This window comes from Actinomadura craniellae (assembly GCF_003289645.1).
Classification (GTDB): Bacteria; Actinomycetota; Actinomycetes; order Streptosporangiales; family Streptosporangiaceae; genus Actinomadura_D; species Actinomadura_D craniellae.
On record NZ_QLYX01000004.1, the window covers coordinates 504,449 to 523,746 of the forward strand.

A 19,298-nucleotide genomic window follows, 5' to 3' on the forward strand; every position below is an offset into this window, starting at 1 on the left:
ACGCCTTGCAGCTTTCGGAGGTCTGCCGTCATGCGCGCTCACCATCTGCTTCCACGACCGCCCCGCCGACCCGGGCGGATCCGACTCTGCTCCGCTCTCTGCCTGTGGTGCGCCGGTGTCGTCACTGCCACCTCGCTGGCGATGCCAGATCTTGCGCAGGCCGCGACGAATCTGGCCGCGCCCGCCTCGCTCGACCAGGTCATCAAGAACATGCGGGATGTCATCGTCGGGTTGCTGGTCGGGCTGGCGACGTTGTTCGCCACCATCGGCGGGGTCCGCTACATCCTGGCCGGTGGCGATCCGAGCGAGGTCGAGGCGGCCAAGAAGACTCTCAAGTACGCCGCCGTCGGTTACGGCATCGCGGTTCTGGCTCCCGTGCTGGTGCAACTGCTCCAGCGCATCGTGGGGACTCCGTGAACATGCGGACCGCCAGGGCCGCGGGGACGTTGCTCCTGGTCGCGTTCTTGCTCATGTCAGGCGGACCGGCCGGTGCGTCCGTGGCGGAACCGACCCCGCCGGTGCGCACACCCGACGCCCAGACGCCGTCGCCGTCGCCGTCGCCGAGGGCGTCCTCTCCTCCGGCGGTCTCGCCTTCACCGGGTCGGCCGACGCCCACCCCGAGTTCCGGGGAGCGGACTTCGGACGACTCGGAGGAGTGCGGTCCCTTCAACGTCGGCTGTCACACCGGTCAGGCGGTGACGGGGTGGTTCCGGAACCTGGTGAAGTCCTCGATCGGGCCGACGTTCGCGTTCCTGGGCGGGAGCGTCTTCGGCACCCCGGATTTCGATTCCGCGGAGATGGAGCGGACCCGCGAGATCTGGAACACCTCTTTGATCATCGCGAACGCGTGCTTCGTGCTGCTGATCAGCATCGCGGGTCTGATGTTGATGGCCGGGACCAGCCTGCCCCGGGAAACGGGCCTTCGGGAGTTGCTGCCGCGGGTCGTGCTGGCGTTCCTGGCGGTCAATCTCAGCCAGTTCCTGATCAGCCAGGGAATCCGCTTCGCCAACGGTCTCTCGGGTGGCTTCCTCGTCATCGGTCAGCACAAGATCGACCCCGAGCAGGCGGCCGAGGTCATGGGGCGTTCGGTCGAGTCGGCCGTCAACGGCGGTCCGGTCTTCCTGATCCTCGTGGCGCTCGTGGTGGTGGTCCTGGCGCTCGTCGTCGTGGTGATCTACATCGCCCGGCTGATGATCACGATGGTTCTCATCGCCGCGGCTCCTTTGGCGTTGATGTTCCACGCCCTGCCGGCCACCGAGCAGATCGCGCTGCTGTGGTGGCGGGCCATCACCGGAGTCCTCGCGATCCAGGTGTGCCAGGCGCTGGTCTTCGTCAGCACCCTCCAGATCCTGCTCTCGACGGATCCCGACGCCAAGTACAACACGTTCTTCTCCTACGCCCCCACCACCAAGAAGGACGGCCTGGACCTGCTCCTGCTGATCTGCCTGCTGTACATGCTGATCCGCATCCCGTCCTGGGTGGCGCGGACCATCTGGCGGCAGGCCATCCCCCGCCTGCCGACTCAGGTCCTGAAGACACTCCTGATCTATCGAGGCACCTCCGCCGTGCTGAGGTCCGCCCGTACGAGGCGGCACCGCCCGCGCCGCGGAAGGGGCGGAGGCGGCACTGGCCCGGGCGGCGGCAGATCTCGCGGCCCCCGGCCGGGCGGCGGTGGCCGCAGTGGTTCCGGTCCGGGGCCCAGGAACGGCAACTCCGGTGGCCGGAGCCCCGGTGGTAGCGGTAATCCCGGCGGCCACGGCTCCGGCCCTGGTTCCAGCGATTCCGGCGACAGCGGGCCCAATGGTCCCTCGCCGAGGGGGAGCCGGGCGGATGGCCGTTCGGGGGCACGCCCTGGACCTCTGCCGAACGGCGGTCCGTCACCATCCGGCGGTCACCGGCAGGCGAGCGGGGCCATGCCTGGCGGATCTCGCCCACGTTCCCCAGCGCCGTCGGGCGTGAGCTTGCCGGCTTCTCGTACCCGTCCCGTTCCCCGGGCTCAGCGGCATGCAAGGGCCGAGCCGCCCCGGCCCCGCCAAGCGATCGCCTTGCGGCTGGAGCCCCATCCACGCCGCCCTACCGGCAGGAGGAGATGAGATGGTCACCGACCAGGAGCCGTTGGCCGCGAAGATCCCCGCGGACGTCGAACGGCCCGACAAGATCCTGTACGGACTGACCGGGCGTCAGCTCGCCATCATGGCCGGAACGGGGTTGCTGGCCTCGTGGGCCTATCTGGCCGCCGGTCGGCTGCCGGTCCCGGCGGTCGCGGCGCTGGTGCTCCCGATCATCGCGGCGGGAGTCGTGCTGGCCGTCGCACGACGTGACGGGATGAGCCTGGACCGTTTCCTGCTCGCGGCGGTGGCGCACCTGCGGACGGCGAAGACGAGAGTGCACGCGCCGGAGGGAGTGCAGGCCCCGCCCGGGTGGTGCCGGGTGCGCGGGCGGCTTCCGGCTCCGCTGCGGCTGCCGGTGCGGGCGGTCCGCGACGACGGGGTGATGGAGCTGGCCGACGGTGACACGGCCGTCATCGTCGGCGCCGGTACCGTCACCTTCGCGTTGCGCACGGCCGACGAGCAGGCGGGGTTGGTCTCGGTGTTCGGGCGGTGGCTCAACTCCCTGGACGCCCCCGTTCAGATCCTCGTCCAGGCCCGTCCCGTGGACCTGTCCGGCCTGGTCCGGCGGTTGACCCAGGCCGCCCCGCAGCTGGCGGACCCGGCGCTGGAGCATGCCGCCCACGACCATGCCGCGTTCATGGCCGACCTGAACGCCTCGCGCGACCTGCTCACCCGCCACGTCCTCATCGTCATCCGTGGCGAGGACGCCCGCCCGCGAGGTCGCAAGGATCTCCGCGAGGCCGACGCGTGCGTGGTGCTGCGGCGCGCGGAGGAGGCCGTCCGCTCCCTGACCGCGCTCGGCGTCCGCGCCGGAGTCCTGGACGCCGCCGCATGCACGGCGCTGCTGGCCGAGTCCCTGTCACCAGGGGACGTGCGGTTGCCCGAGGTGGCCGGGCCGGAGGAGCCGATCACCGTGCGGGAGGTCGCGCGATGAGGCTTCCGATTCCCCGCTCGCGCGAGAGCACCGACCCCGCGGCCCGCGCCGAGGAGGTCACCGGCCCGTCCGCCCTCCGCATCGGCGCGACGTCGGTGGAGCTGCCCGCGGGGGTGTGCGCCTCCTTCGCCGTCGCCGGCTACCCGCGCGAGGTCGGCGCGGGCTGGCTGGAGCCGCTGACCACCTATCCGGGACGGCTGGACGTCGCCCTGCACGTCGAGCCGATCCCGCCGCTGGTCGCGGCGCAGCGGCTCCGCCGCCGGCTTGCCCGGCTGGAGTCCTCCTCTCGCGCCGACGCCGACCGGGGACGGCTGGTCGACTACGCGGCCGAAGCCGCCGCCGACGACGCGGCCGACCTCGCCGCCTCCCTGGCCCGGGGGCATGGGCGGCTGTTCCGGGTGGGGCTCTACCTGACGGTGCACGCCGCCGACGCCGAAGAGTTGGAGTCGGAGGTGCAGCGGGTGCGGGCGCTGGCCGCCTCCCTGCTGCTGGACGCGCAGCCGACGACGTTCCGGGCGTTGCAGGGATGGGTGACCACGCTGCCCCTGGCCACCGACGCCGTGCGGTCGCGGCGGACGTTCGACACCGACGCGCTCGCCGCGTCGTTCCCGTTCACCTCCCCGGACCTGGAGCCGCCCCGCAGTGACGCGCCGGTGCTGTACGGGCTGAACGCCCACTCCTCCGGCGTCGTCCTGTGGGACCGGTTCGCGGCCGACAACTACAACTCCGTGACCATCGCCCGGTCGGGAGCCGGCAAGTCGTACTTCACCAAGCTGGAGGTGCTGCGGCTGCTGTACCACGGCGTGGAGGTCGCCGTGATCGACCCCGAGGACGAGTACCGGCGGCTGGCCGGGGCCGTCGGCGGCACCCACATCGGCCTCGGCACCCCGGGGACGTGCTTCAACCCCTTCGACATCCCGTCCGACCAGGACGAGGAGGCGCTGACCCGCCGGGCGCTGTTCGTCCAGACGCTGGTCGCCGCGATGCTCGGCGAACCGGTGGACCCGATGGCGCGCGCCGCCCTGGACCGGGCCGTGGTCGCCGCGTACGCCGAGCGCGGCATCACCTTCGACCGCCGGACCTGGAAGCGCCCGGCGCCGCTGCTGGCCGACGTGACCGCGCAACTCGACCAGGCCGGTTCTCCCGAGGCCGCCGCCCTGGCCGCCCGGCTCGCCCCGTATGTGACCGGCTCCTACAAGGGGTTGTTCGCCGGGGCGACGACGACCCGCCCGGACGGGCACCTGATCGTGTTCTCGCTGCGGGACCTGCCCGAGGAGACCCGGGCCACGGGGATGCTGCTGGCCCTGGACGCGATCTGGCGGCGGGTAGCCAATCCGCGCGACCGGCGCCGCCGCCTGGTGGTCGTGGACGAGGCCTGGACGCTGATGCGCGAAAGCGAGGGCGCCAGGTTCCTGTACCGGCTGGCCAAGTCGGCCCGCAAGCACTGGACGGGACTCGCAGTCGTCACCCAGGACGCCGCCGACCTGCTCGGCTCGGATCTGGGCCGGGCGGTGATCTCCAACGCGGCCACGCAGGTGCTGCTGCGCCAGGCCCCTCAGGTCGCCGACGAGATCGCCGAGGCGTTCGCCCTGACCGCCGGGGAGAAGGCGTTCCTGCTGTCCGCCGACCGGGGCGAGGGGCTGCTGTGCGCCGGCGCCTCGGGCGGTGACCGCGCCACGTTCTGCGCCGTGGCCAGCCCGTTCGAGCACCACCTGGCCACGACCGACCCCGCGGAGCTCGCGGAGACCGAAGGCGACCCGCTGTGAAACCGGCGATGCCTCGGCGGGGCATGTCCGGAACCCGCCGGAACGGAGGTGACCCGCAGTGAATCCCGCACCTTGGTGGCACCTGCTCGACGACCCGCAACGCCTCACCTGCCAGACGGCGGCGCTGGTCACGGCCGGGCTGGGCGCGGCAGGAGCGTTCTCCTGCGCCCGGTCGCTGGTGTGGCGGTGGCGCAATCACCGCTTCGCCGCGGGCGCCCACCTGATCGAGGTCGCGGTCCCGCCGCAGGTGGACGCGGTCAGCGCCATCGCCTGGTGGGGCCACCTGGTCGGCTTGACCGGCCCGGCATGGAAGCGCGCCCTGTTCGGGCAACCGCACCTGGGGTTCGAGTACGTCGCCGACGCCTGCGGGATCCGGGTGCAGATCTGGGTTCCGGGCGCCGTCTCGCCCGCTCTGGTCGCCAGGGCGATCCGGTCGGCGTGGCCCGGCGCCACCCTCGCCACCCGGCCCGCGGACCCGGCGCTGCCGCCGGAGGCGACCTCGGCCGGGGGACGGCTCGTACTGGCCCGCGCGGATCACCACCCGCTGGCCACCGACCATGACGCCGACCCGCTGCGCGGGCTGCTCGGCGCGATGTCGGGCCTGGGCCGGGGCGAGCACGGGGTGGTGCAGATCCTGGCCCGCCCGGTCACCGGCCGCCGCCTCGGCCGGGCGCACCGGGCGGCCTCGGCGCTGCGCGGCGGCCTGTCCGCCACATCCCAGGGCCGCCTGTTCGATCTGATCACCCCGGGTATGTCGGGGCGCGCTCATCCGGGTGAGCTGGCCCGGCTGTTCCCCGAGCGCGCCGAGCAGGTGCGCGCGATCCTCGCCAAGGCCGGCCGACCTCGCTACGAGGTGCAGATCGGGTACGCGGTCACGACCACGCGCCGCGGCGAGGCCGCCGAGGCGTGGGCGCGCGGGCACGCCCACGAGATCGCCTCGACGTTCGCGCTCTACTCCTGCGGTCCCCAGTTCCTGCGGCGCAGGCGCCTGCGTTCTCCGGTCGCCGTGTTGAACGCCCGCCGCCTGGGCCGCGGCTACCTGCTGTCGGTGCCCGAGCTCGCCGCGCTGGCGCACCTGCCCCATGACGTCGGTGCGCCCGGCATCGCCCGTGCGGGCGCCCGGCCGGTCGCGCCGTCCCCGGCCGTCCCGACCGCCGCCGTGGCGGGGGTGAAGGTCCTGGGCGACGCCGAGGCCGGGGCCGCCCGGTCCGTCGCGCTGCATGTCGCCGGGGCGCGCCAGCATCTACACGTGCTGGGGCAGACCGGCGTCGGCAAGTCCACCTTCCTGGCCAACCTGGTGCTGGGCGACGCCCGTGCCGGGCGCGGGGTGCTGGTCATCGACCCCAAGGGCGACCTGGTAACCGACGTGCTGGACCGGCTGCCCGAGCGGGCGGTCGGCCGGACGGTGCTCTTCGATCCGGAGGAGGCGGGACCGCCGCCGTGCTTCAACGTGCTCGCCGGAGCCGACCCGGCCTTCGCGGTCGACTCGGTCGTCACCATCTTCCGGCGGTGCTTCTCCTCCTCGTGGGGTCCGCGGCTGGAGGACCTGATGCGCTCGGCGTGCCTGACCCTGGTCCGGGTGCACGGGGGCAGGGCGACGCTGGCCCAGGTGCCCCGGCTGCTGTCGGACTCGCCCTACCGGGCCCGCGTCGTCATGCGGCTCGACGACGAGTTGCTGCGCGGGTTCTGGGCGGCCTACGACGAGCTGTCTCCGGCCGCCCGGTCGGCGATGGCCGGGCCCGTGACGAGCAAGCTGCGGTCGGTGCTGCTGCGGCCGTTCGTGCGCGACGCGTTGTCGGGCGCCGAATCGACCTTCGACCTGCGGCGGCTCCTCGACGACGGCGGGCTGGTGCTGGCCCGGCTGCCCAAGGGGGTGCTCGGCGAGGACGCCGCGCGCCTGTTGGGGTCGCTGCTGCTCGCGCACGCCTGGCAGGCGATCACCCCGCGCGCCCGGCTCGCCGAGGCCGACCGGCCCGACGCCGCCGCCTACGTCGACGAGGCCCACAACTTCCTCAACCTGCCGGGCTCGATCGGCGACATGCTCGCCGAGGCCCGTGCCTACCGGTTCTCCCTGGTGATCGCCCACCAGCACCTGTCCCAGCTGCCCAAGGACCTGCGGGACGCCGTCTCGGCCGACGCGCGCAACAAGGTCTACTTCACCGTCTCCCCCGAGGACGCCGCCGACCTGGCCCGGCACGTCGCACCGCTGCTCACCCCGCACGACCTGTCCCACCTGGGCGCCTACCAGGCGGCCGGGCGGGTCATCACCGGCAACGAGCAGGCTCCGGCGTTCACCTTCCGCACCCGCCCCCTGCCCGGCGCCGTCCCCGGGCGCCGGAAGCAGGTGCGCGCGTCCTCCCGGCAGAGCTTCGCCACCACGTCCCGGCCGCGCCCGGCCAGGCGATCGGGCACCTCGTCCGATCCCCGGAATCGTTCCGCCGATGCCCGTCAAGGAAAGGACCGTCGATGACCCGCGACGCCAAGTCCACCGCCATCCGCAAGCGCTCCGTCCCCGGCCAGCGGCCGAGGGTGTCACCGGCTCTGATCGCGGGCCTGGCGCACCGGCTCACCGGGCGGGACCGGGCGCTGCTGGACCTGCTCTGGGAGCATCGCGTGCTCACCACCGAGCAGCTCAGCGCGATCTTCTACCCGAGCATCAGCAAGGCGCGGCATCGCCTCCTGGATCTCTACCGGCTGGCGGTGCTGGAGCGGTTCCAGCCCTGGACCCCGGTCGGCACCCGGCCGCTGCACTGGGTGCTGGGACCGGCGGGCGCGCACGTCCTGGCCGCGCAGCGCGGGATCGCCGTGCGCGAGCTGGGGTACCGGCTCGACGCCGTCCTGTCGATCTCCCATTCGCCGAAGCTCGCCCACCAGGTCGGCGTCAACGACTTCTTCGCCCGCCTGCACGCCCACGCCCGGCGGCCGGACGCCCTGAGCGCGCTTACACAATGGTGGCCCGAACGGCGCTGCACCGCCCTGTGGGGAGACCTGGCCCGCCCCGACGCCTTCGGGTGCTGGAGGACCGTCCGGCCGGACGGTTCACCGGCCGAGGTGGACTTCTTCCTCGAGCACGACACCGGAAGCGAACCCCTCGCCCGCGTGGCCGGCAAGCTCACCGGCTACGCCGCTCTGGCCGAGTCCACGGGCATCTCCACGCCGGTGCTGTTCTGGCTGCCCAGCCAGGCTCGGGAGGCCAACCTCCGCGAGGTCATCGGCACGCCCGAGGTGCCCGTCGCCACCGCCGCCCGCACACCCGCCGCCCACCCGGACGGCCCCGCCGGGCCCGTATGGCTGCCTGCCGGGCCGACGGGCGCCCGGCGGACGTTGGCCGCGCTGGCCGACATATGGCCCGCCACCGGCCCGCACACGCCCCCCGGTGCGGGGACGGATTGATGCCCCTGGCGATCGGGGGGATGGGCGTCGCCGTGCTGTTCCTCGTGGTCGTCTTCGGCGCGGTGCTCGGCTCGGCCCTGCGGGGACAGGGCGGCGGGGACGGCCCGTGCCCGGCCGGGCAGGGGTCGAACACGGCCGACATCCCACGCGCCTACCTGGCCCTGTACGCCGGGGCCGGGGCGCGGTACGGCGTCCCGTGGCAGATCCTGGCCGCCGTCGGCAAGGTCGAGTCCGACCACGGCCGGGGCACCGGTCCCGGCATCCGCTCCGGCACCAACCGGGCCGGAGCCGCCGGGCCGATGCAGTTCCTGCCCGGCACGTGGCGGGCCTTCGGCGTGGACGGCAACGGCGACACCAGGAAGGACATCTACGATCCGGCCGACGCCGTTCCCGCCGCCGCCGCCTACCTCAGGCACAACGGAGCTCCCCGGCACATGGAGCGGGCGCTGCGCCGCTACAACGACGCCGACTGGTACGTGAAGAAGGTCCTCCACCTCGCGGGAACTTACGCACAGGGTGTGGACGACGGCGCGTGCGCCGACGTGTCCCCCGCCGGAACCGGGCAGGGGGCGGTCGCCGTCCGGGCGGCACTCCGCTGGGTCGGCACCCCCTACTCCTGGGGCGGTGGCGGGCTCAACGGGCCGACCGAAGGGTTCGGCCGGGGCAGGGGCGTCGTCGGGTTCGACTGCTCCGGCCTCACCCGCTACGCCTGGCACCAGGCCGGGATCACCCTTCCCCGGGTGGCCGAGAACCAGTGGCGCGCCTTCCCACACGTCCCTCCCGGCCGGGAGCAGCCCGGTGACCTGGTCTTCTTCAAAGGCGCTTCGGGCTCGGCCAGCAGGCCCGGGCATGTCGGGCTCGTCATCGGAGGCGGCCGGATGGTCGAGGCTCCCCGCACCGGGCTGCCCGTCCGGGTGAGCACGGTCCGGAACCGGTCGGACCTCCTCGGCTATGCCCGTCCCGGCCGCCGGTAGATCCGTGAGCGCGAGCACTGGTGATGCCCCATCCGCGCGGATGGGGCATCACCAGTGCTCGCGCTCCTACCGGGCCGTGGGCGGCTCGGGCTCCTCCTCGTAGCGGACGGTGGGCAGGAGCGTCCGGTAAAGCTCGGCCCAGCCATGGTTCGCGGCGTGATCACCGCAGGCCCCGGCACGGCCGCAGTCCCGGCAATGCCGGGCTCGGTCCCGGCGGGCGGTCACGGCGTCCCGGACGGCCGCCTCCAACCCGCCCGGGTGATCCGTGACCGGCTTGGCGGCGGTCACCACATGGCGGGCGGCGGTGATCACCCGATCGGTGGCGACGTCGAAGCCGATGGAGTCGGTCTCCGGGTCGGTGGCGTCCAACCGGACCATGGTCTCGGCGAGCCGTATCAGTCCGTTGATCAGCGAAACCTCCCTGGGCGCGTCCGTCCCGGAGCCGTATCCGCCTCCCATGTCCGGCGTCCAGATGATCATGAGGGGCTCCCTGTGGTGATCTCGTCCAGGTGCTTGGTGCCCTGGTAGAAGGACCGGGCCGCCTCGATCCGGGCGAGGGTGAGCCCGTGGGCGATCGGGGACTCGGCGCGCGGGACGGCCCGGTCGGTCAGGGTCCGGTGAGCGGCCTCACGGGCCTGCGCCAGAGCGTCGACCGGATCGGTTCCCTCATGGTCGATCGCGGTGACGGCGGCATCCCACCAGGACGCCAGAGCCCGCGTCCAGGCCACCTCGGCGACGGCGTCGGCGAGTTCGTCACCGTTCTCCATGGCTCTGACCAGGTTCACCTCCGCTTCGGCGCACTCGTTCCTGGCGTCCTCGAGGCGGTTGCGCACGTAGGTGTCATAGATGGGCATCGGGTTCTTCCCTTCCTGGGTGTTCATCGGCTCGGGACGACCGGGCACGGGCGGGCCGCTCGTCGAGATGGGGTCACAGGCCGCCGCCGTGGATGCGGCAGGCGCGTTCGTCGCCCTCGTCCAGGAAGACGGCGGGCAGTTGGGCGACGCCCTCGGTGACGGCGCGGCGGATGCGGTGCCAGCCGTCGATCACCAGGTGGTTGCCCGGGGCCGAGGTGTTGGGCAGGGGGACGGCCAGCAGGGGCCGGGTCAGGTCGGCGGTCGCGGCGTGGTCGGGATCGGTGCGGATCCAGCCGAGCAGGGCCGTCCAGGGGCCGATGTCGGCCTGCTGGACCGGGTGGCGTTTGGCCAGCCGGGCGGCGGTGTCCACATCCCAGGACCAGCCCAGCAGGGTGAACATCTCATGTGACATTGGCGATCTCCTTGTGGTGAAGGGGTGAGGCCGTGCGGTGGCCCCCGGTGGTTCCGGCGCCCACGTCCGCCGTCGGGGGCAGGGTCCTGCCGGGGCCCGGACCGGCCGGGCCCCGGCAGGCGCCCGTCAGGCGCCGTCGGCGACGGTGCCGGTCGCCGGGGCGGTGGCGCGGTAGCGGTGGGGCTTCTCGCCGGTCAGTTCGGCCTCGCCGTTCTTGACCAGGGTGTCCAGGGCGTTGGCGACCGCCCCGGAGGAGCGGCCCAGAACCTTGGCGATCTCCCCGGCGGTGAACTCCTTGCCCGCGTGGGCGTTCAGGTGCGCGGTGACCTCGGGGCGCAACGGCCGGGGCGCGTTGCGCTGCGACCCGCCGACCGTCCCGCCCGTACCGGTGCCGGTGCGGGCGGGAGCGACCTTGGAGGCCCGGCGGACGGCGGCCACCTCCGTGTAGATCGCCTCCAGCCCGGCGGTCATGGTCTGGGTGTCCCCGGCGACCACCGCCGCGTACGCGGTGGTGACCGCGCCCAGCAGGTCCGCCAGCGCCTGCCGGGTGTCCTCCACCATCCGGGCCTTCTTCAGCTCGGCCGCCGCCTGCGCCCGGCGGGCCTCCTCCTCGGCCTGCGCCCGCTGCAACTGCGCCTCCGCCGTGGCGCGCCGGTCGGCCTCCTCAGTCAGGATCCGCATCGCGTCCTGAACGGTCTGCGCGCTCACCGCCGGGGTGGAATCGGCCGGGGTGGAATCGGCCGGGGACAAGGCCGCCTCGGCGGTGCCGGTCGCGGCGGCTTCCTCGGCGGCCGGAACGGCGGACTTGGCGGGCTTCGCGGCGGGCTTCGCGGTGGTCTTCGCTGTGACGGTCTTCGCCATTTCACTTCTCCTTTTCCCGGTGGTCGGCGGCGGCATTTTCACCGCCGCATTTCGTTCACGCATGACCACCATTTCTCGACGCGGGGCCACAAGCAAGCCGACCGCCCGGTTTTCCGTATAGCCACAACGGCTGGAGAGGCTTACCTCTCCCCAACCAGGTAAATCAAATTTTGCGCCTATCGCACGCCTGTGACTTGACTTCCAGCGACTGGCAATTCGCGTCCGGTAGCGGAATCGCCTCGCGCGGAAAGCTCGGGAAATCGCCTTGTCGAATTGCGTTGCTTTCTTCGGCCCGGCGGTGAGCCCGACTTCCGCATCCGGACCAGCTGCTGGGCGGCTCACGGCCGGAGACGGCCGGCACCTGCCCAGAGGACAGCACGAAGCCGACAGGGACAGGGACTTGAACACCTCTCCAGCCACGGAACAGGCCACCCGACAGCCAGGCACCCGCACGTATTTCGAACGCCCTCGGGGGGCATGTCGGGCCCATCAGCGGCACCCCGAAACGCCTCCTGAGCTGCGCAAGCACCCTGCCCAAGGGGTACCGGTCATAAGCGGTCCCCCGATCGGCCCCCCGGTCGGCATCCGTGATGGCCGAGGTCCTGCCCACCACCGAGTCGGCGGCGGGCAGGACCGCTGACCAGAAGTCCTCTACCCTGACCTCCGGGACCAGCCTGCTGTGATCGGGCTGGTCCCGCCCGCCTTCAGCGGGCTACGACACTTCCAGGTGGGGCTCCGGGTTGAGGGCCAGTTGCGCCCAGACCGTGTGACCGCTGACCGGGTCCCCGTTGTACCCCGAGGCCACCGCCAGCTCGGCGACGGCCAGCAGGCCGCGCCCGTTCCCGCGCAGCCCCCCGGCCGAGCATTCGGCCGTCCCTACAGACGGGGTCCTCCTACCGCCCAGGTCACGGACGCTGATCCAGGCGTGCATCGCGAGGCCGACCTCGACGCCGAACCAGCCACGCCGCTCGCCCGACAGGGTGTGCAGGAGCGCGTTGGAGGCCAGTTCCGAGACGATGAACTCCCCGTCCTCACACCGCCCGGTCCCGGCGAGCATGGAACGCACGAACCGCCGCGCATGCGCCACCTGGTCGGCCCGGCCCGGGTAGACACACCGCCAGGTCAAAGCGCTCTGGTACAACCACCGATCAGACGGGGTGCACAGCTCCGCCCATTCACTCATGGTCCCGATCACCTCCCGAAATTCGATGCCGCCCACCCCATGGCCGGGGAAATCGGGGCAGCCTGAAAACCCATCAAGGATCGACTCGTTCGAGCACGTCAAGTCGCGCGGAAAACCAATCACACGCATGCCGAAGCAGACGGCATGGACTTCTATTCGACCGCTGCACGATCCGACTCAGATACCGGTGCACTACTTCGCCGGAAAGATGTACAGGGCTACCCCACCTGATGTTCAAACGGTCGTTGGGATTTCCCCCGTAGCACTGCTCCGACGTCGCCGAAGCGCTCTCAGCCAGACGCACCCAGCCGCCACCACACTGCCGATGTCCGTGCTGCGGGGAGCTCAAGTCGAGTTCTCCTGGAGCGACGCGGCCAGCGCCTTGACCGCCGCGCCGGTGGCATCGGTGAACGCGTCCTGTAGTGGCGGTGGTAGCGGCCCCACGCCCAGACCGCCGGCGGTGACCAGGCCGTGCAGTGCGTGGCGCTGCCCGGCGGACAGGTCGGCGTCGGGGGTGCGGTGGTGGAGGACCTCGCGCGCGGCGTACCCGTCCTCTGCCGCGATCGCTTCGGCCGCCGCTTGAGCGAGCAGGGACGGGACGGCGGCGGGGACATGGGGATGAGCAAGGGCGGCGACGGCCAGGCCGAGACGCGCGCGGAAGACCGCGTACCCGGTGACCGGTTCGCCGTGTCGAAACCTGTGGATCATCTCAGTGGCCGCACGGTGACAATGCGGCCGGTCGGATCCGCCGCACATCACCTCCAGGCAGGACGCGACCTGGTGTTCCCACGGCTGGGTCAGGGTGCCGGCGTGGAGCAGTCTTCGGGCCTCGTCCGACTTGCCGTCCAAGCGGGCGGCAAGGATCGCGGCCTGTCGTCCTTCCATCAGATGTGCGCCGATGCCTCGGTGGGCTTCGGCCAAGGCGACCGCGTCGTTCCAGTCCCCGGCGCGGGCCAGTGCCCGGATGCCGTCGGTGAGGAGTTGCAACCACACCCATTCACGCAGCTTGTTCCGCTCCCGACGGGTTCCGGTCAGGTGCGCCAGCGGCAGCACCCGATCATCGACCGTCAGGTCGGTGCCGGCAGTGGCCGCGTGGTGCGTTGCCTCCAGAACGCGCAGCGCCGTCCGAGGGGCGTCGTCGCGGATGTGGAGTCGGGCCAGGTTGACGACGGGTTCGAGCATGTGGCGGGCCTGCGACACGGTGAGCCGGGAGCCGGCCGCGCGGTAGAGGTCGATGTGCTGCCGGCACAAGCGGCGGGCGTCGTCGATCAGGCCGCAGTCGCTGACCAGTAACGCGGCCTTGTTCAACGCGTGAGCCGCATCGTGCACCGCATCGGCACCCTGCTGCCGTGCGGTGTGAGCGGCGTGCGCGAGGTCGGTGATCTCCTGGACGCGGGTGGGCAGTGCCCGGCACACCGGGCGCGGGCGGCCCAGGAGGGGGAAGTACCGAACAGCGGCCGTCAGAGCGGTGTGGTCCACGGCGTGCGCTCCGGGTGGCCGGGGGGACAGGTCAGGTGCGGGGCAGGAACGCGGCGGTGGCGGCGCGGGCGAGGACGCCTTGCGTGGTGGCCGACAGGCCGAGCCGGTTCCAGTGGAAGATCACTACATGGGTCAGCAGTGCCCGCAGCCCTCGGTCGAGGCGGCCGTCGGCTGCCGCGGTCCCGAGTTGCTTCCCCGCTGTCCGGAAGGCGTCCCGCCAGGTTGCGGCGAACGCGGCCGGGCCGCTGGGGCCGAATATCGGGTCGGTGTTCTCGGCGGCGTGCACGAGGGTCCGCACCTTGCCGGCCAGTGCGTCCATCGCCTCCGGGCGGGCGGAGCCCGGTCCAGCGGGGCGCAGTTGCGCGACCCGGTGGAAGACGTCTCCGCTTTCGAACCAGTCCAGTCCCGCGCCGTGCAGGAGAGCGTGAACCAGCATGATCGACATTTCGCGGCGGCCGATACGGGGAGACCGCGCGCGGGCGTAGTCCAGGACGCCGCGGCTGTCGGCGCAGAACAGGTCGTGGACGGTCGTCGTGGCTGTGGGGCCGCCGAACGCGGCGTGCTCCGGTTCGTAGATCGAACGTCGCCACCCGGCGATCACTCCCAGGTCGGTCAGCTCGGTCAATGCCTCGGTGACTGCGCCCTCACCGGTGTCCGGGTCGGGACCGGGGCTGCGCAGCCGTAGCCGCCAGCAGGGGTGTTTGCGCAGGAACCACCACCCGCTGATGGTCCCGTGGTGGTGGAGGTCGTCCAGGCGTGGGCCGAGTCGGGCGGCGGCGATCGTCTCGGCCTGCTCCCAGGCGGGGAACTCGACGAGCACCTGGTGCCAGCGTTGCTCGGTGCGGCGTTCCAGCGCGGCGTACCCGGCGGCCAGGTACGCCTGGACGGCTTCGGCGAGTTCTTCCGGTCGCAGGCCGTGACCGGCGGCGGCCGCCTCCGGTGGGGTGCCCGCGAGGACGGAGAGCACGCTGGCGGCGAGTTGGGCAGGGGTGGCTTCGGTCAGGTGATCAGCAAGCATGTGTCCCATCCCGAGTGCGGCGGTGCGGCGTGCCGGGTGCTTTCCAGAGCCAGTCGGACCCCGGCCCTGCCGGTCAGCAGCCCCTCGTCTGAAAGCTCGCTCTGCTCGTCGTGGTGAGCGAGCGCGGCGGCCAGTTCGGGCAGCCGCCGGTGAAGTGCCGGGTCGGTGCTGTCGAGAGCGACGCGGGAGACGGTCTGGTAGAGCCCGGCCATGCCGTGGCAGAGTCCTGCTTCGCTGATCCGAGCCAGGTTCCGGCCGGTCAAGAGCGCCGGCAGCGCCTGCTCGGCGGTGCGTTGGCGCGCGGTGTCGCCGGTGGCCAGAGCGGCCAACTGGAGTGCGCGGACGATTCCGGTGCTCCCGTAGCACCACGATGGCCGTCCGGGGGCCTGCTGGGTGGGGCGGCCGGTGCGCAGCATGGAGCGGGTGAGCCATTGCGGCCACCAGGGGCCGTCCGGTGAGTCCTGCCGCCAGGTCTCGAACCAGCCGATCAGCCGTCTGATCGCCTCGTCCTGCCCTTCGACGGCATGGCCGTCGCGAGCGGCCAGGGCCAGGAGCGCGAGGATTCCGGCCGCGCCGTGCGCCATTCCGAGGTTGGCGTGCCCGCCGGGGGTCGGCAGGGCCGGGTCGGGGTCGTGCGGCACCCACCAGCCCGGCAGTTCCACTCCGTCGTGTCGAAGCGGGAGGGTGAGCCGCACCAGGTACCGCAGCACGTCGGCGAAGGTGTCGCTGCCGGGGTGGCGTACCCGTAGGAGGGCACCGATGCCGACCAGCCCGTAGAACAGGTCGTACTCGCTGAACCGGGCGTATTCACCGGCGTCGATCCTGTCGTTGGCGGCGGTCAGGCGACGGAGGGCCAGTCGCGTCACATGCTGGTCCAACGTGGCGAGTGCCTGCGCGTACCGTGACCGACCGTCGGCGTCGGCGGTGTGCAGCGTGAACGCGACGGCGGGAACCCCGTGGTACAGGCCAGCGTGATCGCCTCCGTCGATGGCGCCGGTGGCCGCCTGCCGGATCAGCGTGTGCGCGTCCGCCCAGGAGCCGCGCCCGGCCAGGGCGCGTTCGATGTGCAGGAGCGCAATTCCCGCCGCCCCGCTCGCCAGGGATTGGCTGGGTACCGGGCCGGTGGTGAAGGTGACCGGTGTCGGCGAGGTCACCGGGCACCTTCCGCGGCCGCCGGGGCCGGTGCGGTGGCCAGGGTGCGGAGGGCGGCGGCGCGGGCGAGCCGGCCCGTGGTGACCTCGTGGGCGGGGTCGGGGCCGAGGGCCCGCACATGGTGTTCGTGCAGCAGTGTCGCCAGCAGTTCCGCGGGGTCGCGCTGTCGCGCGAGGAGGCGGTGATAGGTGGCCAACGCGGTGGCTCTGCTCCGCCATGCGGCGGCGACCGCCTCTCCGCCGGGAAGAGCACGGACGGCGGCAAAGTCGCTTGTGGGGTCGGCCAGGTGGAGTGCCTGGTCACGCACCTCCCGGTCCAGCGGTCCGGAGCCCTGTTCCAGGTGGCGGGTCAGCGCCCGGTGGCCGGACGCGGGGTCGGCGGCGAACGCCGCGGCCAGTTGCGCCATCGAGGCCGCCGCGACGGCCTGCCCCGGTACCCCGGCGACCTCCACCATCGTGATCTGGGCGATGGCGGCCGCGGTGTCGGTGGCGAAGACCTCCTCGGCGGCTTCCAGGGCCGGGCCGTGCCCGTAGCGGCCGGGGTGTTCCGCGGCGGGGGCCAGCATGAGCTGCTCGGTCAGGCCGCGTGCCCGCAGGTCGTCGGTGAAGGCGGCCAGCCGTGCGGCCACCGGCCCGTACCGGCACCGGTCGGTGAGCCGCAGCAGCACCACCAGGTACTGGTCGGCTTCGAGGCGGATCAGGTCGCGGTGCCTGCCCGCCCACCACCGCCGGATCGGTGCGCCGAGTTCGCCCACGAGCGTGGGCAGGTGGCGGGTGAGGATGGCGTCGAACCAGGCGGGGTTGCCCACCAGGTGCGCCCGCAGCAGCACGGCGTCGCCCGGTTGGTGGACGGGGCCGGGCGGCGCGGTGATCGGAGGTCGCCGTGGCGGTGCGGCGGTCGCGACCATGGGGATCACCAGTTCGGCCGCGCGGCCCACCCAGCCCAGGCCGCCGGGCGGCGCGTCCTCGCGCAGCTCGATCTGCCCGGCCTTCTCCAGGTGGGCGCACAGCAACCGGCGATCCAGGGGCTGGTCCAGGTTCACCGGCAGGCGCAGTTCCGCCTGACACAGCACGAGGCGGGCGGGCACCTTCCACCGGTCACGCCATCCGCGCAGGCCCGCGTCCTGATCGCCGTGGACGGTCGCCAGGTCGCCGCTGGTGAGGAGCCACCGGGCGGGGGACAGCACCGTGCGCCGGTACCGGAGGCGGGGGACGTAGGGCAGGGTACGGGCGGCCCCCAGATCGACCGGGCCGAACACGACGCTGCGCGCGTCGGCGACCTCGGCCAAAAACCGCGCCAGCGGCGGCGTCTGCACCGTGGTGTCCAGGGCGTGCGGGGAGTGGGCGACCACGCGCCGTCCGGTGGAACGCTGGACCAGGTACAGCTGGTCGGCGTCGGCGGTGACCGCGAGGTCCTCCAGGTCGATCCCGCCGTGACCATGGCCGCCGGGGTGTTCGGCCAGCGACAGCGCGACCGTTCCGGCGTGCGGGGGGACGCGCACGACGTTGTCGTTGTGCGGGCGGCGCGGCGAAAACGACAACTGCGCCGCCACGACCTCGCCGTCGCCGGGCGCGTAGGTGCGGGCGAGGCGGGCGCGGTCGGCTTCGTCCAGCAGGTGGGCGAACCGGCCGATCATGCTGGTGTGGGCGCGCGGCGCGGCCACCACCTGGAGTTCGAAGTCGCCGCGGTCGATCGCCTCCGGCGAGGTGGCGTGGAGCGCGACGCCGAGTTCGACGCGCGGTGGCACCACCACGCGGGTGTGGTCGCCGACCGTCAGTGCCCGCACGTCGGCGTCGGTGAGCGTGATCTCCTCGGCCCCGTCCACGACGGCCCGCTGGATCATCGACAGCAGGGCGGCGTCGCGCTCGGTCAGCATCCGCCACGCGGGGCGGGCCCGGGGCGCGCCCAGGTAGCCGTGGGGGTACCCCAACCCCGAGTCGGCGAGCAAGTCCCGGACCGGGACCAGCGCACCGAGGCCGTAGCGGGCGCGAAACCGGGCGTGGTAATCCATCCATGCCGCCGTGCCGAACGGCTGCGCCGACAGCCGCAGCAGGACGTCGGCCGCGCGTTCGGCCTCTTCCATCACCTGCTCGGGGAGCACGATGCGGGCGTCGAGCCGCAGATCAGCCGCCAGCACATGCCCCGTACCGGCGGCCATGCTTCGCATCGCATCGGCGGCCGCTGCGCGCAGCGTCGCCGCCCGAGCCCGGTCGGCGGTGGTGTTGTGCTGGACGAGCCGGGCACCGATCTCCTCCAATCGGTCAAGCGTCCTGGCGAGTTCCCGCGTTCCGGTCTCGTGGACGCCCGCGGCACGGAGCGCCTGGATGAGGTGGTCCAGCGGGTCCTCGACGGTCGAGGGCGGGCGCAGGTTCGTGATGAGGAATCCGCCATCGACCAGGCCGTGCAGCAACCGGTGGATCCGGTCGGTGGTGACGCCCGGGAAACGCCGGGACACGCGTTCGGCCAGGACGTCGAACCGCAGGGGCGTGGTCGCCTGGTCGAGGGCGTAGCCGATGGGGGTGGTCAGACGTACTGAGGCCTCCCGCAGCGGTCCCGGCGAACGTGCTCCTGACTTGGCCCGCCGGGAGACGAGGAGGCAGCCGTCGCGGACGGTTCCGGTGTTGTCGGCGACCACCGTCAGCCGCTCCCGCAGAGCGCGGTCGGATTCAACCTGGTCGATGAGATCGGCGAGCCATTCGGCGTCGGCACGGACGACGAGCCGGTGATCCGCTCCGATCTTCGCCGCCGCCGGGCCGAGAGCGCCGGTGGTGACCCCGGCGAACATCCCGAAGGGGGTGGCGCGCCGCTCCCACCGCAGCAGGTAGGACGCCACCGATTCAGCTGCGCGGCGGAGTTTCCGCTCGGAAGGACGGTCCACGGCCAAGAGGTGGTCAATGCGGGCGGCCAAGGCGGGGGAGGCCATCTCCACGGCCTCGTATACCTCGCGGTGCGCCCACACCCGAGCCAGCCACGTTGCCCCCTCCCGGTCCACGGCGGTGAGGTCGGCCAGATCCAAACCGCCGGGTGGCACAACCTCCGGAGGGCAGGTGGTCGCGCGCACCAGTACCAGTCCTGCGTGCCGGAAACGACGGGCAACCGCCACGGCTTTCTCCTTCGCGCCGAGTACGTCTCCCCGAGGCGACGCCACCAGCGGACGCCGC

General features: G+C 72.7%; 16 protein-coding genes. 7 read left to right on the forward strand and 9 right to left on the reverse strand.

Annotated features, from left to right (window positions below):
- The first annotated feature begins 141 nt into the window (after positions 1-141).
- The 7 genes from DPM19_RS12000 (at position 142) to DPM19_RS12030 (ending at position 9,178) form a co-directional block, all read left to right on the forward strand.
- A complete protein-coding gene (locus tag DPM19_RS12000) occupies positions 142-417 on the forward strand; it encodes a pilin (protein WP_111866224.1) in 276 nt (91 codons plus the stop codon).
- Positions 418-797: 380 nt separating this feature from the next.
- Complete coding sequence (locus DPM19_RS12005) at positions 798-2,093, forward strand: hypothetical protein (protein ID WP_146778827.1); 1,296 nt, start codon at positions 798-800, stop codon at positions 2,091-2,093.
- Position 2,094: 1 nt separating this feature from the next.
- The gene (locus DPM19_RS12010) at positions 2,095-3,045 is read left to right on the forward strand and encodes a PrgI family protein (RefSeq protein ID WP_158566767.1); all 951 of its coding nucleotides are present in this window, start codon (positions 2,095-2,097) and stop codon (positions 3,043-3,045) included.
- Positions 3,042-4,811 carry a VirB4 family type IV secretion system protein gene (locus DPM19_RS12015; protein WP_111866232.1) on the forward strand — a complete coding sequence of 590 codons (1,770 nt, stop codon included), beginning with the start codon at positions 3,042-3,044 and terminating at the stop codon, positions 4,809-4,811. The genes DPM19_RS12010 and DPM19_RS12015 overlap by 4 nt, the downstream gene beginning before the upstream one ends.
- Before the next feature lie 58 nt (positions 4,812-4,869).
- On the forward strand, positions 4,870-7,281 hold the full coding sequence (locus DPM19_RS12020; RefSeq protein WP_111866234.1) for a helicase HerA domain-containing protein: 2,412 nt from the start codon (positions 4,870-4,872) through the stop codon (positions 7,279-7,281).
- The gene (locus tag DPM19_RS12025; protein WP_111866237.1) at positions 7,278-8,204 is read left to right on the forward strand and encodes a replication-relaxation family protein; all 927 of its coding nucleotides are present in this window, start codon (positions 7,278-7,280) and stop codon (positions 8,202-8,204) included. Before DPM19_RS12020 ends, DPM19_RS12025 begins: the two co-directional genes overlap by 4 nt.
- Positions 8,204-9,178: a C40 family peptidase gene (locus DPM19_RS12030; protein ID WP_158566768.1), complete on the forward strand. Its 975-nt coding sequence runs from the start codon at positions 8,204-8,206 to the stop codon at positions 9,176-9,178. The genes DPM19_RS12025 and DPM19_RS12030 overlap by 1 nt, the downstream gene beginning before the upstream one ends.
- 66 nt (positions 9,179-9,244) lie before the next feature.
- Here the strand turns inward: DPM19_RS12030 and DPM19_RS12035 are convergent, their stop codons facing one another.
- The 9 genes from DPM19_RS12035 to DPM19_RS12075 form a co-directional block, all read right to left on the reverse strand.
- The gene (locus DPM19_RS12035; protein ID WP_111866240.1) at positions 9,245-9,658 is read right to left on the reverse strand and encodes a hypothetical protein; all 414 of its coding nucleotides are present in this window, start codon (positions 9,656-9,658) and stop codon (positions 9,245-9,247) included.
- Positions 9,655-10,032 (reverse strand): hypothetical protein, encoded by a 378-nt coding sequence (locus tag DPM19_RS12040; protein WP_146778828.1) that lies wholly within the window; start codon positions 10,030-10,032, stop codon positions 9,655-9,657. The genes DPM19_RS12035 and DPM19_RS12040 overlap by 4 nt, the downstream gene beginning before the upstream one ends.
- A 73-nt stretch (positions 10,033-10,105) precedes the next feature.
- The gene (locus tag DPM19_RS12045) at positions 10,106-10,444 is read right to left on the reverse strand and encodes a hypothetical protein (RefSeq protein ID WP_146778829.1); all 339 of its coding nucleotides are present in this window, start codon (positions 10,442-10,444) and stop codon (positions 10,106-10,108) included.
- Between the two features lie 126 nt (positions 10,445-10,570).
- The gene (locus DPM19_RS12050; RefSeq protein WP_111866246.1) at positions 10,571-11,305 is read right to left on the reverse strand and encodes a hypothetical protein; all 735 of its coding nucleotides are present in this window, start codon (positions 11,303-11,305) and stop codon (positions 10,571-10,573) included.
- A gap of 712 nt (positions 11,306-12,017) precedes the next feature.
- Positions 12,018-12,488 carry an ATP-binding protein gene (locus tag DPM19_RS12055; protein ID WP_146778830.1) on the reverse strand — a complete coding sequence of 157 codons (471 nt, stop codon included), beginning with the start codon at positions 12,486-12,488 and terminating at the stop codon, positions 12,018-12,020.
- A gap of 345 nt (positions 12,489-12,833) precedes the next feature.
- The gene (locus DPM19_RS12060) at positions 12,834-13,967 is read right to left on the reverse strand and encodes a hypothetical protein (protein WP_199485006.1); all 1,134 of its coding nucleotides are present in this window, start codon (positions 13,965-13,967) and stop codon (positions 12,834-12,836) included.
- Positions 13,968-13,998: 31 nt separating this feature from the next.
- A complete protein-coding gene (locus DPM19_RS12065) occupies positions 13,999-14,985 on the reverse strand; it encodes a thiopeptide-type bacteriocin biosynthesis protein (protein WP_111866251.1) in 987 nt (328 codons plus the stop codon).
- Positions 14,967-16,139 (reverse strand): lanthionine synthetase C family protein, encoded by a 1,173-nt coding sequence (locus DPM19_RS12070; RefSeq protein WP_111866254.1) that lies wholly within the window; start codon positions 16,137-16,139, stop codon positions 14,967-14,969. Before DPM19_RS12070 ends, DPM19_RS12065 begins: the two co-directional genes overlap by 19 nt.
- Positions 16,136-19,285, reverse strand: a complete 3,150-nt coding sequence (locus DPM19_RS12075) for a lantibiotic dehydratase (RefSeq protein WP_325050219.1) — start codon at positions 19,283-19,285, stop codon at positions 16,136-16,138. The genes DPM19_RS12070 and DPM19_RS12075 overlap by 4 nt, the downstream gene beginning before the upstream one ends.
- Between the last annotated feature and the right edge of the window lie 13 nt (positions 19,286-19,298).